We start from the raw sequence: 15,330 nt of genomic DNA, 5'->3' as shown, positions 1-15,330 counted from the left end.
GTTAGTCCTCCAATCCGTTTATCTCATTCTGATACTGTTCCTCCGTAATGTTTTCAGTCGAAACTACCTGTACTTCCTGCTCTCCCTTATTCTGGTATCTCCCCTGTATCGTCACATAAGCATAATCAAATACTGAAAAATCCATACATTCCTTATCTTTCTCTAATGTGTACAGGGCAGCATAGAATACTATATCCTTGATGTCAGCACCTGAAATATTTTCATACCTTCCAGCAAGGCTTTCTGATGAAATTTCTGAACTAAGCGGCATCTTCTCACTTAAATGTAGCTTCCATATCGCTGTCCTTGCTTTTTCATCTGGCATATCAAAGTAAACACTTAACAGGATTCTTCTCTTAAATGCCTCATCATAATTGCCTATCAGATTCGTTGTAAAGACTACTACTCCATTAAACCGTTCAAGTTCCATGAGCAATACACTTCTGGTAATATTTACCCCATAATCCGCTGACTGCGTAACCGATGATAACCTTTTTCCAAGAAAAGAATCTGCTTCATCAAATATCAGCACTGCATCATCCCTTGTGGCACTCTCAAACGCTTTACGGATGTTCTTCGGTGTTTCTCCAACATACTTTGATTCCAGTTCAGAGTAATTGATGTGATATACCTTTTTATTCAAAGCCTTTGCAACAGCTTCTGCTGTCATGCTCTTGCCAGTGCCAGCTTTTCCATAGAAATTCAGGATGACCGCACGATTTCCAGAGAAGTATTCAGACATTCCCCATTCCTCAGACATTTTACTTTTATAGCGTACTGCGGCAATAGCTGTCCGTATCTGCTCTTTTACCTTTTTATTCAATGTCACCTGTTCAAGTAAGAATCTAGGCTCATAACTTTCTATTATCTTTTGACTGTCCTTATCCTCTACTAGCTGCACCTTTTCAGCATCCTGTTTTCTACCTGATGCGTTTCTTATAATAATTTCATCTGGGAGCGGATTATATTTGGAATGATTGGTCTTTATTGCCCTTACTATCTGCTCAAACATATTGTCAATCAAGACTTCATCGAGCAGCTCAGTATGACCTCCGACCGTTCCAACATATGCATTCTGCAATTTAATGCAAATATTCTTCCCTGCAACAGAAGCTGTTTTTACAATCTCTTTTTCCTTTATATCCTGTACATCAGCAATTTCCTTACGCCTCATTTTTTGCCACCGTTCTTCCACATCTGTAGAACTGCGTTAGGATTTCTTGCAAAGTAGCCCGTAGTTCTGTTGATTCTTGTATTTCCATCTCCATCACGCCAATATCCAGATACAAATGTTCCATCTTTTCTTCTATACGGCTTTACATTATGAGGACTGACGTAGTGAGCAGGAGTTATCGTTGAAAACTGCCTCCCACTTTTACTAAATGTATTAACAGCATATGGCTGAAATGATTGTTCACCCAACATAAACTTTCCACCTTCCTTTAGCATCGCTTTTTCCTTGTTATATTTATCGGAACTTTGTGTTTATTTTTAATCCACACCTACACTCATTATAGCATTGGATTATTACTCTGCAACTATAATATTCTTTTATACTTACAAAAAAGACTTAAAGGCGGTGTCCTTGTTATGGATAGCTTAAATTTTGCATTAATCGGAAAACGGATAAAAAAAGTCAAAACAGGCCGTATTAACGACTTGTTCAGGTCAAAAAAGACATCAAGATTTCTCCTGATGCCTTTAATTACTTCTATAAATAAGAGGTGGGGTTTCGAACTACAAAACCCTTTTTTAATTATGACTCTAGGTTGCACCCAAATTTTTTTTGATATTTTTCTATATATACGGCGTTGTAACATAATATTACATTTTGATAACATAATAAAAGCCCAGACAACAAGATTTCTCCCATCATCTGGACTCATAAGTATATTATCAATCAGATTATTCCATAGGTTTAACATTTTCTTCAATAAATTTTATTTCTTCAGATGTTAATTTATATTTCTTATACAATTGCTTATCAATATCAGTTATAGACCTATTCCAGTCTAAGTCCGAAGCATTTGTAAAATCTTGAATTGGAACATTTAGCCACGTTTCTCTTGGGTTATCTTGTGTCACCTTTAAAGTTCCCAGCATTGTTCTTGCAAATTTTGTCTTAATATACTTTAATACAGCTTCACTTTCCTCCATTGTAGTAAATTTTCCTATACTTAAAAAAGTAACCGTATGCCCAACAAATGGTGATGCTAGAACTGGTGACGCCAAAACCTCTCCTATATTTCCTGAACCATTTGCTTTTGCCACAAATATTTTATAATATTCATAATTATCTGGCACTTTAATATAATTCTTTTTTATCCATTTTAAAATACGCTCATTTTTTTCTCTACCGTACACCTGCGCATACTCTTCTATATCATCTGGTTTTTCGTCAAAAAATAATTCTGGGAAAACATTAAACACATTAGACCCAACATCATATTTATGACCCTTACTTGGTCTTTCAATTGCCCAAATATTTTCATTATATAAATCATCTGTTAGCCTATACAAATCTCTAGGATAAACTAATTCTGCAAATGAAACAAATGTAGCAGTCAAAACTTTTTCCATAATAGAACGCAATTCTGTATGTGCTGTAAATATTCCTATTTTATCAAATTTCTGTTTATCATCCCAAAATGTTATTGCAATTCCCCCCTTTACATCAACACTAGGAAAAACATCTCTACTGTCTGCATAATAGTTAATAACCTTAAAGTGTTCATCATTTAATATTTTTTGATTCCACTCTTTTGGTGTTTTACCTGCATTAAAAAGGAAACGAGCCGGATGAATAAACGTACCTCTTCCACACAATGAACGTGCTGCATCTATAAAAAGATGATATATGGGGTTTGCACCACTCCCATCACCTTTATTTGTTAATTGATACGGTGGATTACCTACAATTGCATCAAACTTCATTTCGGTACCTTCCTTTTTCCAATAATTTGCTTTTAAAACTTTATCAGTAAATTGCTTTGGCTTATTTTTTAGCATATTAATTAAATCTTTAAAATAATGAGCATTAACTGAACCCGATTTATATCCAATAAGGGTTCTCTTTGTTATGGTCTTTGCCATCTCAGTTTTACATATAACAAACACATTGTCCTCTACCGTATTGCGCCATAACATATCATCAACTTCAATAGTCAGGTCTTTACAATGCAAATTCTGCCTTTTTCTTTGATACAAACTGTATGCTACATATAATGGATATAGTCCTGTCTTTGAATTAATTTCTAATATCTTAGCATTTGTTTTATATAAAGTACCTAATGTAACTTGCCCTCTATATACAAATCTAGGGTCTTCTATTAATTCAATATGTTTTTCATCATAAAAATCATATCCCCCAAGGCATTCACTCATATGCATATTAACAACTCTCCACGGAGTCAACACAGTTTCCTTGTCAGGATTTTTAAAGTAGCTAAATAATTCCGTTATCTTCTTAACTCGTTCTGTAGGCAAAAGCTCATCTGCTGATTTTACTGTATTTCTGATTTTTCTTCCAGCAGCTACAAATACCTCAGCATCATAATATTTAATAAATGTCTTAAATATTTTTTTTGTTACCCCAACAGGCATAAACTCTTCCCAAGATGAGTCATCTACAATATCTACTAGTTTGTCCATCGTGATATCTTCATCTATATCTATATCAGCACCATAAATAAGTAATGGTATTCTGATAGAGATTCCTCTTAAAATAGAAATCGCATTATTCTTCTGTTTGTTTTTCTCCGCTACCTCCTTAAGACGTTCCTCTTCCTCTGGTGTGCGTTCTTTCTTTGGTTTCTTTTTAATACGTTCTAATTCCTCATGTTCCTCATCTGTAAAACCTTGATGATTTACGTCTATATCTTTTGACTTTTGAGCTGCTTTCGATGCTCCGACAATACCTTTCAATTTATTAAATTTTTCTATATCTAATTCATTCAGTTTTAACAATTCATCATTATATAAATTAGTATCATCAAATCCATTCTGTACCGCACGTTCCGCATAAGCTCTCTTCAACTGTTGTAACAATCTGTTTGTATCATACAATTTCATTTCTGTGCCATCCACTGCGATAACAGGACAAAAATTTAAGAATTCTCCAAGAATACGTTTATCCGTTTCACTTGTCTTCCCAGCTTTAGTTGATAATGCAACAGACTCTGCAACCATCTTTAATGTTCTGTCTGGTGCAAAATCAAATACATAACAGCACTGCTTTATCTTACCATTAATATTGCACGGAGATTGTACTCTGAATATAGTCTGCAAATAGTTAGCTGCTGACGTAGAATACGAACCTGCAAGCATAAACACAGCCGTCCATTCTGGAACTGTTACACCCGTTGTCAACCTTCCACAAGATAAGGTAATTGTATACCCATCATCTCCAGCGTCTTTAATCGCTTTTTGAACCAATTTCAAAGCATTTTTCGATTCCTCATCTGCATCCCCATCTCCTGCAACGTTAATAATCTCAAATGCACCACTTCCAAATACTGGATGCTGCTTCATCATTATACTAAGAGCTTTCGCCTCTCTTACTCCTGGAACCATCCATAGTGAATGCTTAAATAATCTTCTATATTCTTCACTGGCATATGGATAGCAACTATCCATACTCTCTTTCGTAATCAAATTCAAAAAACTTTTCACATCATTCTCATGATAGAAATCTCCAATAGATTTTCCTACAGGAATCTCTTTTCTATCACTTCTTATATCACCTGTCCATGTGCGAAAAAATTCTCTGAAATTAAATGCCTTATCTTCTAACTCTACGTATTTCTTACTAGCAATTATTTTTCCAAGGTCATATGTGAAAATTTTAAGTTCTGGTAACTCATCATAAGGATTGGAATCCCCAAAATGGTCAATATTCCACGTTCTCTTATTCTGCTGTTCCATTACATAATCCCAAGTATAAATATTATCATCATAATCATTTAAAATATTGAACGGTGTACCTGATAATGCTAAAAATTTTGTATCATGACCTGATTCTTCTTTTACAATATTTTTAATAACATCATCTCCAAGAGCTGTCTTTGTACCTTCGTGTGCTTCATCTACAATAACAAAGTCCCACTCCAAATTAAAAATTTCGTCATTCTTATCAAATTTACCACCGACTAGAGATGAACCACCTAAATTCTGAATAGATACAAAATAAACAAACTTCTTACCTTTTGACACCAAATACTCTAGAGTTGCCCCATTATTTTTAGAACCATATTCATAATCATCCATGCCATGAAAGATTTTTTTGAAATCTTCAAACCATCCAACGTCTACTACAGGTCTATGCGTAATAATAATAGTCTTTTCGAATTTGCTCTCTTTAATTACCTGTAATGCTGATAGAGTTTTTCCAAAACGCATTTTCGCATTCCAAAGCATACGATTACCATCTTTAAACTGTTTCAAAGTTTTTTTTATGGCTTCCTCCTGTTCTGGACGAAAAATAATAGGTGTGAAATCATCCATATCTATATCTCCAATATTTGGACGACTCTTCTTCACTGCGTCTATTGCTTTCAATGCGGTTTTTAAATCTATCTTAAACCATTCTTTACTAGTGGAGCCACTAATTGTTTTCTTTTTTATATTAGAATTTGTTAATACTCTGTGTATATCATGGTCTCTGAACGCTTTTACAGCAATATTTCCATTCTTATCTGTGACTGTTCTAATTGCTAATTCTGAATGCAACAGTTTTGGAATAATTCCGGCAGTGTTTGTATACTGCTTAATCCGTTGCAATGCTGCCTGGTTCAGGTCATGACAATTTGCTGGCAACTCATCAATAGATTTATCTGTTTTCAAAGTAGCATCGCCTATTTTGACCAATCCTGCATGTATGGTATCATTAATTTCAAATATATAGATAAGTTTATACTCAAATGAATCCAGAAAATAATTCTCCATTTACTTAGCCCCTTCCAGCAATGTTCTAAATTCTATAGTTTCTTCTGCTCTCCAGTCTCTAATTCTACAACTCGGAGCATCGGGATTAACTTTAATTTTATCATCTTTTTCTTCCTCTTCTGAAACAAGAAAACCAAAAATAGACATTTGGTGCTCAGCTTCTCTCATCTCTCCATAAGGAATTGTATAAGTCAAACCATCCATCTGCCACAGATTCCATGAAATAATATTGGCAATCTTTTTTATCTGTACTATTGTTGGCTCCTTCTCAAATTTATGCTGCATATTATCAATAAATGTATATAAAATATTCTCTCTTGCCAACAATAAATTGTCTCCTTGAAATTCATATCCATAAGTACTCTGAACTGCACGAATAACCCATAACATCCATGCGTCTTCATCCTCAAGATTTTCGTTTATAACACGAAATTTTCTATCTAATAATCCTATTCGTTCATTCACCGGAATAATTTCACCACTAACAGCATCATAACGGCTTACTAAATACGGTGCTTCTCCACAAGATACTTCTAATCTTCTAGCATCCACATAATTTTTCCATGATTTATGTTTTTCATCCGGAAAAAATATCTTATCCTTAATTGTCTCCCATTCTCCGCTTTTAGCTATATTAAATACATCTTTACGACCAAACCATTGTTCATCCACAAGGTTATTCTGTTCATTACACACCCATGATGGTGTAAATACCTCCGCCTTGACTTTTGTTCTATTATCCTGATGTTCCTTGGCTTTTGTTACTCTCGGTTGTATCAGTTTAGAGTACATCCCTGTAACCAGCCCTGTTGTTATTTCTCTATGTGCCTTAAATAAATATCCAAATTTTTCATAATCGTTAGTAGCCCAAATAATATTCTTTTGTGTTGTTTTATCTTTTAACAGCATTTCTAATACAGATTCGCCATACTTTAATATACTGTCTTCCAATATATCTACTGTGTAATCCACATTAAACCTCCTTTCGGTAGCTTAATAAATTATATCTTATAATTAGTCCCATTACCGGTACTAGAACAACCTATTTTTTTGCATTAATTCTTGTGTTTGCTGTTTTCTCAGCGCCTGCTGGAATCAACCAACCGCATCTTTCCTTTTTTGATTGCACCTTCAATACGTCCTTCATTACATAAAATACCAATCCTTCTGGATGATATATTCCATATTTTAGACACTATATTCTATTATAGTCTGCTATCGGAACAACCACAACATCAATATTGAGATTGTTCCAACAGCTTCAACTACTTTTATGAACTATTTCAATTTATTTACATACCTATAGTATGTAGCCTTTTTCATATCTAGAATTTTCATTAATTCAAATGGTTTCAATTCACCATCAAGAACCTTTTGATATTCGATACCAAATTCATTTAACGACATAACCGCAGGTCTTCCATAATTATCCCATTCCCCACGTTCCTTCTTTGCCTGAATACCCTCCTTTTGACGTTTTTCTTTCTTCTCAACTTCCGCCTGTGCCATTGCTGCATACAATTCAATCATCATATTATTAATGGTTTCCATTATCATCTGAGCCATTGAATTATCCATCTTAGATATATCTATCAGTGTTGTTGGTAATTCTAGAATCTTCACACGGATTCCATTATCTCTGTAATACTGCAATTCTTTTAAGGTATCCTGTTTATTTCTTCCTAACCGGTCAACTTCTGAAATAATCAATTCATCACCGCTCCGCAAAACATCTTCCTTTAAAACTTGATACCTGGGTCGATTAAAGTTTTTTCCAGTCTGTTGGTCAGTATAAATTCTTTCCAGTTCCAGACTGTTACTATTGCAGTAATTCTCAATTTCTTTAATACCTCTGTCCAGATGCTGTTCCTTTGTTGATGTTCTGTGATATCCATATCGTTTCATAAAAAATTCTCCTTTCGTTGTTCAGTACCTAAATGTATACTTTTTGAGGCCATAAAAAAGGGACTGAAAAACAGTCCCGTAATGTATAGACATTCACTTATTAAACGTCTCAGTATTTGTGTATGCTTTTCGGCACCACCTACTTAAAATAAGTATAAAAAAGAAGGTGTATTTCAACCTTCATAATTCTTAGTTATTAAAAAATATTGATTCCTGCGGATAATCCGATATAATAACCATAGGTTTTTAGAATTCTATTAAGAGATGATTAGCCGTTGAAGCGTGCATCTTTTAGTGGCATTTTCCTTTCTGTCGATTTCTTATGGTCATTATATCCGTCAATCTCCGGATAGGCAAGTCCATCCGCTTTCGTCTTCATTCAGTTTTTCTATGTATGCTCTTCTTTCTGCTTCCTGTTTTGCTCTCTTTGTAGCTCTTATTTCAGACTCTATTTTTTCAGTTGCCTTTATGAATGTCTCTTTTAATCTTTTGTACATAACCATCATTTTTCCTTATCTTCTTCAGCTTTATTGTTAATTGTCAAATTATAAGTGTCAAACCAGTCCTAGAAACCCTTTGTTGCTGTATTTTCTAACTCATAGTTATCCCTGGCTGTATAAGGGAAATAATCAGGGAAACTACAAGTATGCTCCTACTTGGTAGCACCTTCCACAGCAACTATTCTTAATTTTTCGCCTATAAACTACTCTGTAGAGGATTACCCCAAAGAACTTCGCCAGTCGTTAAATCTTCTATCATTAAAACATCTTCAAGCGGAATGGCATCTTCTGAAATATACCAAGTTCCATAACGAGAATTTTGGGTAAAATCTTTGAACCATTGCTTATTCATACGATTCTTCTTAGCCCATACAACCCAAAACTTGTAAGATTCTTTCATTGGTATGCTAATTCTGATTCTCTGCTTAAGTTCAGGGTTTTTCGTATACTCCTCAGAGCCATCCAATGAATCTGTCATCCATACTACAGGTTTTACAGGGTCGGATATTTCACTAACAGTGCCATAATTGCCATCTTCATATCTAACCGTCCTTAAATCTGTAGGCTTAATCAGATTACTTGGTGTTAGTTCAAGATATCCCGCCTCAATAATCTGCTCTGCCTGATATCTCGATGTGTAGTGATACAACTGCTTTTCTACTACATTACTGCTTGTTTTTCTATTGTTTTTTCTTTTCATATATGAATCTCCTTTTCATGGATAAATTTATATTTTTAGTTGCTATTAACTCTTAAATTGGTTTATTAACCGCTTCCGGTACTTTCTGTTTCATCTCTTCTGTCAAAGGCTTTCTCAGCATTGTAGATAAATATCCTTCTGAAATTCCCATTTTTGTCAATTATTATCTCCGTTTAATGGACGACATCCGCATTTTACACAGATTTCAGCTTTATCATTGAGAACCGCACCACAATTTCGAAAATACACAATTTCACATCCTGTCAATCAAATTAATTATATTGTAACATAATGTTTCATTCATTTTAACAAATACTTTTGTCAGTATTGTTGGTTGAAGTTTCAAAGCTCAATTTAAGCCATCGAAAATACATTATATTGATTTCAATACACCACTTAGCGCAATATGTTGTATTTTAAGTCTTCAAAAATTATTTTTGACACTCTAATCATTATTTTTATACCGATTCAGTTCCAACGGCTCAATATGTATATATCTCATACATCTGTTCGTATTTTATCAGCTTCATTCAGCCAGTCCATATAATTCTGACAGATGGTAAACGTATCAGGATAACAGCACTCTTTCTTCTTTAGATTTTCTGAAATCAGATGCCTTGTATCGTAATTTATCTTATTTCATAATCAATCACCACCCTTCCCGATTTTGGGCAAAAAAATAAAGCATTTCGGCTATCTCCAACTCTTATCAACGGTTTCCCATTCAAAGCAATTACCATAATATCGCCATTGACCGTCACACTTAGCAAAGGTCATGTAAAGGGCTCTTAGTTCTCCGTCAATATCATAAACATGGTCGTATGCTTCACCTACCTGTAAATATCCATGTGACATGGCTCTTGGCGGTAACATATCCATAAAATTATCCACGACGTCCTCTGACACAATATCCCCCAAATTTAAATAATCATAAATGCTTTCTTTTCCTGTTCGGTCTGAAAATTCACACCAGCCGTCTAATGTTTTGATTCCTGTACTCATTTTTTCTCGTTCCTTTCTTAGTTTAATTTGAACTGTTTGGATTGCCGTATTTCATAATGGGCATAAGAATAAGACCTTTTAGCGACTTGTCTAGGTCGTGATGCTGCCGCTTGTACAATGACCGTAGGGTATCAATCTAAGAACTACTTTTAAATAATAGTAACCAGGTGGCTCTCAAAATTTGCATATTTTTTTCGCTATACTGGCGATTTTAGATTACCGATTGTTTTCTTTTTTCTCTAACAAGGGTTGATTTGCTGATTCCAGTCATTTCTTCCACTTGTTTATAAGAATAGGATTCCAGCAATTCCATTGCGTGATTGATTTTCTTACTGTTGAATTTCTTTGGTCTGCCCTCCCTATAATCTATTTTCTGCTTGGCGATAGCTTTACCGCCCTGGGTGCGCTCAATAATCATGGCTCTTTCGAACTCTGCAAATGCTAACAGATTCGTGACAATCAACCTGCCCATCGGTGTATTTTCAATTAACCCCATGTTGAGGATATGGATTTTTACCCCTTTGTTTAACAAAAGGTCGATATAGCCTAATCCTTCTTTTGTTGACCTACAAAAACGGTCTAATTTCGTTACAACAACATAATCATTTTCTTTTGCCGATTCCAACATCTGATTGAACAGGGGACGCTCTTTTGCTCCTGAAAAAGATTCAACAACGATTTCAACATCAGGATAAATGGCTTTAATTTTATTCGTTTGTTCCTCAATGCTGTTTCCGTCAAGCTGTCCTTTTGTGCTTACTCTTGCATAACCGTACTTCATTTTTTAATCCTCCTTAAATTTTGGCATAAAAAAAGAGAACCTTTTATAGTTCCCCCTAAGATATTTTTGGCTATATGTTTTGACACCGATTAAACCCGCATGTTTCCATAGGTGGCTCAGCGGTGTCATAACTTAAAAGTTTTGATACTACATCCTTAAAAACGAACATATAAAAGAAGGTGTATTTCAACCTTCTTAATCGTTACAATATTTTTATGTCTGCTGTAAAAGCAATGTTCTTAGCCAAATTAGGCATCGCATCAAACAGTATTTTATATTTCTGTTTCTGCTCATCTACCTCCATAATGGTTCCTTCTCCCCACAGTCCAACGCTAACTCTTTGGGCTATAACAAATTGCGGTGTACAATATGATGACGGCTTTTGGGGGGAATTTACAGCTAAGCTTTCTACAGGCTTTTGGAGCATCATAAGGTTGTTCTCGCCCATCTCATTGATAAACCTTGATGACATAGAGGGCGAACTCTGCTTTTCATACTGATATTGATAGCTGCTAAGAAATAATTGTTTCACTGCCCTTGTTACGGCCACATAGCATACTCTGCGTTCTTCTTCTATTGCCTGCTTCGTAACCGCTCTTCCGCTTGGTAAGATTCCTTCTACCATCCCAGGTATAAACACATGGTCAAACTCTAATCCCTTAGCCGTATGGATAGTCATGATTTTCACCTTGTCATCATCATTTTCATCATCTTCAGGGGAAAACAATGCGAAAAATTGCAATAAATCATGAAGGGGTATCGGACCATCTTCCTCTTTTTCTAATTCATTAATCATTTGTAATAATGCTGTTATATTATCCTTTTTTTCTTGGTCCGGGTCACCATCCAGAGTTTCTCTATAGCCCCAATCCAAAATTATATTTGCAAGCTCCAGACAAGAATATCTTTGATGTGATTTATTCATTATGTATATGTGTCTATAATACTCAAATATCTGTTTATTTTTTATTTCACCAGCTTGTACCAGTGTCATTAATGCTATAAATAATGTCAATTGATTATCAGCTGCGTACTGTTTTACTTTCTCCATGGAAGATTTTCCAAATCCTCTTTTGGGCATATTCACGGTCTGTTCAAATGACAAATCATCCAAAAATAATATCATACTTAAATAACTCAATACTGTTCGTATCTCTTCTGATTCAAAGAATTTCGCTCCTGCATAGGCCTTATATGGAATAGCATGTAGTCTTAATTGCTGCTCTATATGGCTTGCCTGACTTGAGTTTCTAATCAGAATTGCAATCTCTTTATATTCACATCCAGCTTCAACTGATTCATGAATTTTATCTGCTATCCATATTGCTTCATCTACCGCTGTCTTTGTACAGTTGTAGACCGGCAGACTTCCTGTTGAATTTGAGGTTTTCATCTGCTTAGGAAGCCTCTCTGTATTATGTTGTATCAGTGCATCTGCTGCTTTAATAATCTCTGGCGTACTCCTGAAATTACAATTCAATGTGAAAGTCTGTGTATTCGGATATTTTTTATCAAACTCTATTAGATATTCCGGTTTAGAACCTCTCCACGAATAAATCAGCTGGTCATCATCACCAATAATAAAAAGGTTTTTATATTTCTGACTAATCATATCTGCTAATTCAGCTTGTACCTTACTTACATCCTGATATTCGTCTATGAGTACATATTCGCATTTATCCTGCCACTTATCCAATACATCAGCGTATTTTTTAAAAATATGCACTGTAAAATATAAAAGGTCATCATAATCTAATGCATGAACCTGAAATTCTTTTAATAGATATCTATAAATAATACCGTCCATTATGTGATGGGCACTATCTGCTTTTTGAATGCTTTGTTCTAGTATCTGTGTCTTTGGTTCTTGTTCAAACAACTCAACATAACTGCCATTTACTTTGAATTCCCTTATTTTTTCAAGGACATCCCTTTCCCTATAGTCTCTAGCGGATAAATTCATTTCTTTTAGAATCTCTCGTACGAATTTATTCTGGTCACTTCTTCTAAGAGATTTAAACAGTTTCGGATATCCTAGATGATGTATTTCTTCCTTCAATATGTTAGAACAATAATGATGAAAAGTTCCCATGAAGCAGGTCGCAACATCACCAATTAATCCCCTGAGTTTACGCTTCATTCCCGATGCTGCTTTTCGTGTAAATGTTAATGCTATGATAACATCAGGAGCAATATACAAATCCTGAATTAGATGAGCAACTCTATGGGTTAAACAATAAGTCTTTCCACTACCGGGAACAGCCGGTACTCTTACATACCCTTCTGTTGCCTGAATAATGCTCTGTTGTTGGGGAGTAGGGCTATTAGAAGCCATATTATAACACCTCGCTTTTGTAATGGCTAGAAAGCCTGATAAACAGAGGCTTTCTAGCTCGTTTTAATTGTCAAGATATCACTAATAGGACAGACAATTCTATAGACGATATTTTATAAGTTCCTGTACGAATCTAAATATATTATCTGCCTTAACATCTTGAAGCATGGTCTGATATGCTTTATCAATCTCATATTCCTGAGCCATATCAGCTTGTGGAAATCCTATACTCATTTTACAACGTATTTGAAAGTTTTCTTGAATTTCCTTATATTCCTCTCTTCCTTTAAATTCTTTGGTTACTGTTAATTTGTACTTCTCAATCAATTCATTTAATTCCTTAACAGCATTCTCACAGCTAAAATGATTCTCCAACATATTTCTAACCGGCTGTTCCAAATTCATATAATTCTTTTCTATTGTCGAAAAATGATTCGATGATTTTTCATTCATATAATTTGTATAGTTGTCTTCTATACTACGGAAAGATAAGAAGAAGCACACTGTTTCTTTTCCATAGGGTCTTGTAAAATAGACGCTAAAATCAATTTTATGTTCGGTAACTGGTGATAAGTTTGCTACTGCGCTTAATACTGCAACAAATTTATCTGCTCTCGGATTAAAATCTCCGATAGGATTCTCTATTCTGGAAAAACTAGCGGAATCAAGGTTTCCTGCCAGCTCCCGAAGCTGCGCTCCACTGAGTCCAGCTGCAATACGAACCTCCTTCACGATTTCTCCTAATAATTTCATATCATATTTCATCAAATTTGCCTCCTTAACTAATAATAGTATACTACAGACCCTTCTTTTTTTCAATTCATTTATGAAGTTTTTTACTTTTATGAAAATATTTAATTGACACTCAATTTCCGTCATGGTAATATAACCGTAGTTCATATATGAACTAATTTACATTATCGAAATACAGGCGGTGATATCATGCATTGTAATATCATAAGAAAATCCATCTCAAAAAAAGAATATCATTCCATGATAGAAACACATGACACTGCTTTCTCACGGACTGTCAAAAATGGTTTTTCTTATTACAATGCTACAAATCTCTATACTCTCGGATTGCGAGAAATCCGTTTGGAAAACCATACGCGATTTCAAGATGATTATCGCATGAAGATTGTAATCAATTTTAACGTGTTTCATAAAGGTGACGATTTTTTTTCCTACAATATCGAAAACTTTGTTTACGATAACTTCCTCAGCTTGCTTGAAAGCACCTTAGAAGGTTTCATAAGTAACTACCACAGAGGCAGCCCTTGGTTTTTTGAAAAAGTTGAATATTCCAGAGACTATTTTACAGAAAATCATAATGAGATTAACAACATTATAACCAAATGCAATTACATCAACGGTAAACGCAAATTAGAATTCCATGCTTACGAATCAGGCATCGAATTCTGTTCCTACGAAAAAACAGACCAAAGCAGAAGGCCTACATTCCGTTTTCATTTTTACAGAAAAAAAACTGAGCAGCTTGATAAAAAGAACCACCTGACAGATGCACAAATCATGAATATTGAAAATATGTATCATGTAGAAGCTCAGCTTTTTAAAGGCAGAATCGATGATTTGTCACGTCAGCTGGGAGTGTCTAGAGGTTCCATAGAAGATTTTACAAATTCCGTACTGGAAGATAATTATCTTAAAAAATATATTATAGAAATCTACGGCATCAACCCTCACCGAAAACGAAAAGCCAATGTAGAAATAATTAAAAACAGCGGTGAATCATCGTACAGCAAAAGACAATTAATCCATATTCTTGACCAAATAAATCAGAGCAGTATTCATTCTGCTCGAAATAAATATAAGGGTGCACAAAAAAAATTATTTGATTCAAACTTAAAGAAAATAATTAATCTGGGTATTAATCCCATCTACCTTACAAGCCAATCCCCTTTGGCAATAATGCCCCCTTTGGTTGAACAAATATTTTGAGAATAATTTAAAAACAAAAACTTCATCAAATAGAGAATTCTATTTAATGAAGTTCGTATTGACCTATATAATCTCTTCAAAAAATTGTATTATCCAATATAAAAGGCAATATTAGCTTTTTACAGCCCATATTGCCTTTTATCCATTAACCACTCCATTTGAGAACATGTCTACCACGACGAGTTTTATTTCCACACTTACATAG

12 protein-coding genes are annotated in these 15,330 nt (G+C 34.6%); 1 reads left to right on the top strand and 11 read right to left on the bottom strand.

Annotated elements, in window-relative coordinates:
* Nucleotide 1: 1 nt before the first annotated feature.
* The 11 genes from ABGU93_RS08060 to ABGU93_RS08010 all read right to left on the bottom strand — a co-directional run bounded on the left by ABGU93_RS08060 (nt 2) and on the right by ABGU93_RS08010 (nt 13,931).
* Nucleotides 2-1,174, bottom strand: coding sequence for an ATP-binding protein (locus tag ABGU93_RS08060; RefSeq protein WP_347412958.1), 1,173 nt, complete (start codon nt 1,172-1,174; stop codon nt 2-4).
* Nucleotides 1,171-1,449, bottom strand: coding sequence for a hypothetical protein (locus tag ABGU93_RS08055; RefSeq protein WP_347412957.1), 279 nt, complete (start codon nt 1,447-1,449; stop codon nt 1,171-1,173). Before ABGU93_RS08055 ends, ABGU93_RS08060 begins: the two co-directional genes overlap by 4 nt.
* Before the next feature lie 456 nt (nt 1,450-1,905).
* Nucleotides 1,906-5,943 carry an Eco57I restriction-modification methylase domain-containing protein gene (locus ABGU93_RS08050; protein ID WP_347412956.1) on the bottom strand — a complete coding sequence of 1,346 codons (4,038 nt, stop codon included), beginning with the start codon at nt 5,941-5,943 and terminating at the stop codon, nt 1,906-1,908.
* The gene (locus ABGU93_RS08045; RefSeq protein WP_347412955.1) at nt 5,944-6,915 is read right to left on the bottom strand and encodes a restriction endonuclease subunit M; all 972 of its coding nucleotides are present in this window, start codon (nt 6,913-6,915) and stop codon (nt 5,944-5,946) included.
* Nucleotides 6,916-7,221: 306 nt separating this feature from the next.
* Nucleotides 7,222-7,848, bottom strand: a complete 627-nt coding sequence (locus tag ABGU93_RS08040; RefSeq protein WP_347412954.1) for a recombinase family protein — start codon at nt 7,846-7,848, stop codon at nt 7,222-7,224.
* Between the two features lie 338 nt (nt 7,849-8,186).
* Nucleotides 8,187-8,345 (bottom strand): hypothetical protein, encoded by a 159-nt coding sequence (locus ABGU93_RS08035; RefSeq protein WP_347412953.1) that lies wholly within the window; start codon nt 8,343-8,345, stop codon nt 8,187-8,189.
* A gap of 199 nt (nt 8,346-8,544) precedes the next feature.
* Nucleotides 8,545-9,048 (bottom strand): hypothetical protein, encoded by a 504-nt coding sequence (locus tag ABGU93_RS08030; protein WP_347412952.1) that lies wholly within the window; start codon nt 9,046-9,048, stop codon nt 8,545-8,547.
* A 693-nt stretch (nt 9,049-9,741) separates the two neighbouring features.
* On the bottom strand, nt 9,742-10,050 hold the full coding sequence (locus ABGU93_RS08025) for a hypothetical protein (protein ID WP_347412951.1): 309 nt from the start codon (nt 10,048-10,050) through the stop codon (nt 9,742-9,744).
* 211 nt (nt 10,051-10,261) lie between these two features.
* Entirely contained in the window at nt 10,262-10,831 is a 570-nt protein-coding gene (locus ABGU93_RS08020) for a recombinase family protein (RefSeq protein ID WP_347412950.1), read from the bottom strand.
* Nucleotides 10,832-11,033: 202 nt separating this feature from the next.
* Entirely contained in the window at nt 11,034-13,166 is a 2,133-nt protein-coding gene (locus ABGU93_RS08015; protein WP_347412949.1) for a 3'-5' exonuclease, read from the bottom strand.
* Between the two features lie 99 nt (nt 13,167-13,265).
* Nucleotides 13,266-13,931: a hypothetical protein gene (locus tag ABGU93_RS08010; RefSeq protein ID WP_347412948.1), complete on the bottom strand. Its 666-nt coding sequence runs from the start codon at nt 13,929-13,931 to the stop codon at nt 13,266-13,268.
* A gap of 177 nt (nt 13,932-14,108) precedes the next feature.
* Here ABGU93_RS08010 and ABGU93_RS08005 point away from each other — a divergent pair, with 177 nt between their 5' ends.
* Nucleotides 14,109-15,125 (top strand): hypothetical protein, encoded by a 1,017-nt coding sequence (locus ABGU93_RS08005; RefSeq protein WP_347412947.1) that lies wholly within the window; start codon nt 14,109-14,111, stop codon nt 15,123-15,125.
* Nucleotides 15,126-15,330 lie beyond the last annotated feature (205 nt).

This window comes from Acetobacterium sp. (assembly GCF_039830195.1).
GTDB lineage: Bacteria > Bacillota > Clostridia > Eubacteriales > Eubacteriaceae > Acetobacterium.
This window is presented reverse-complemented; position numbering and strand designations above follow the sequence as displayed.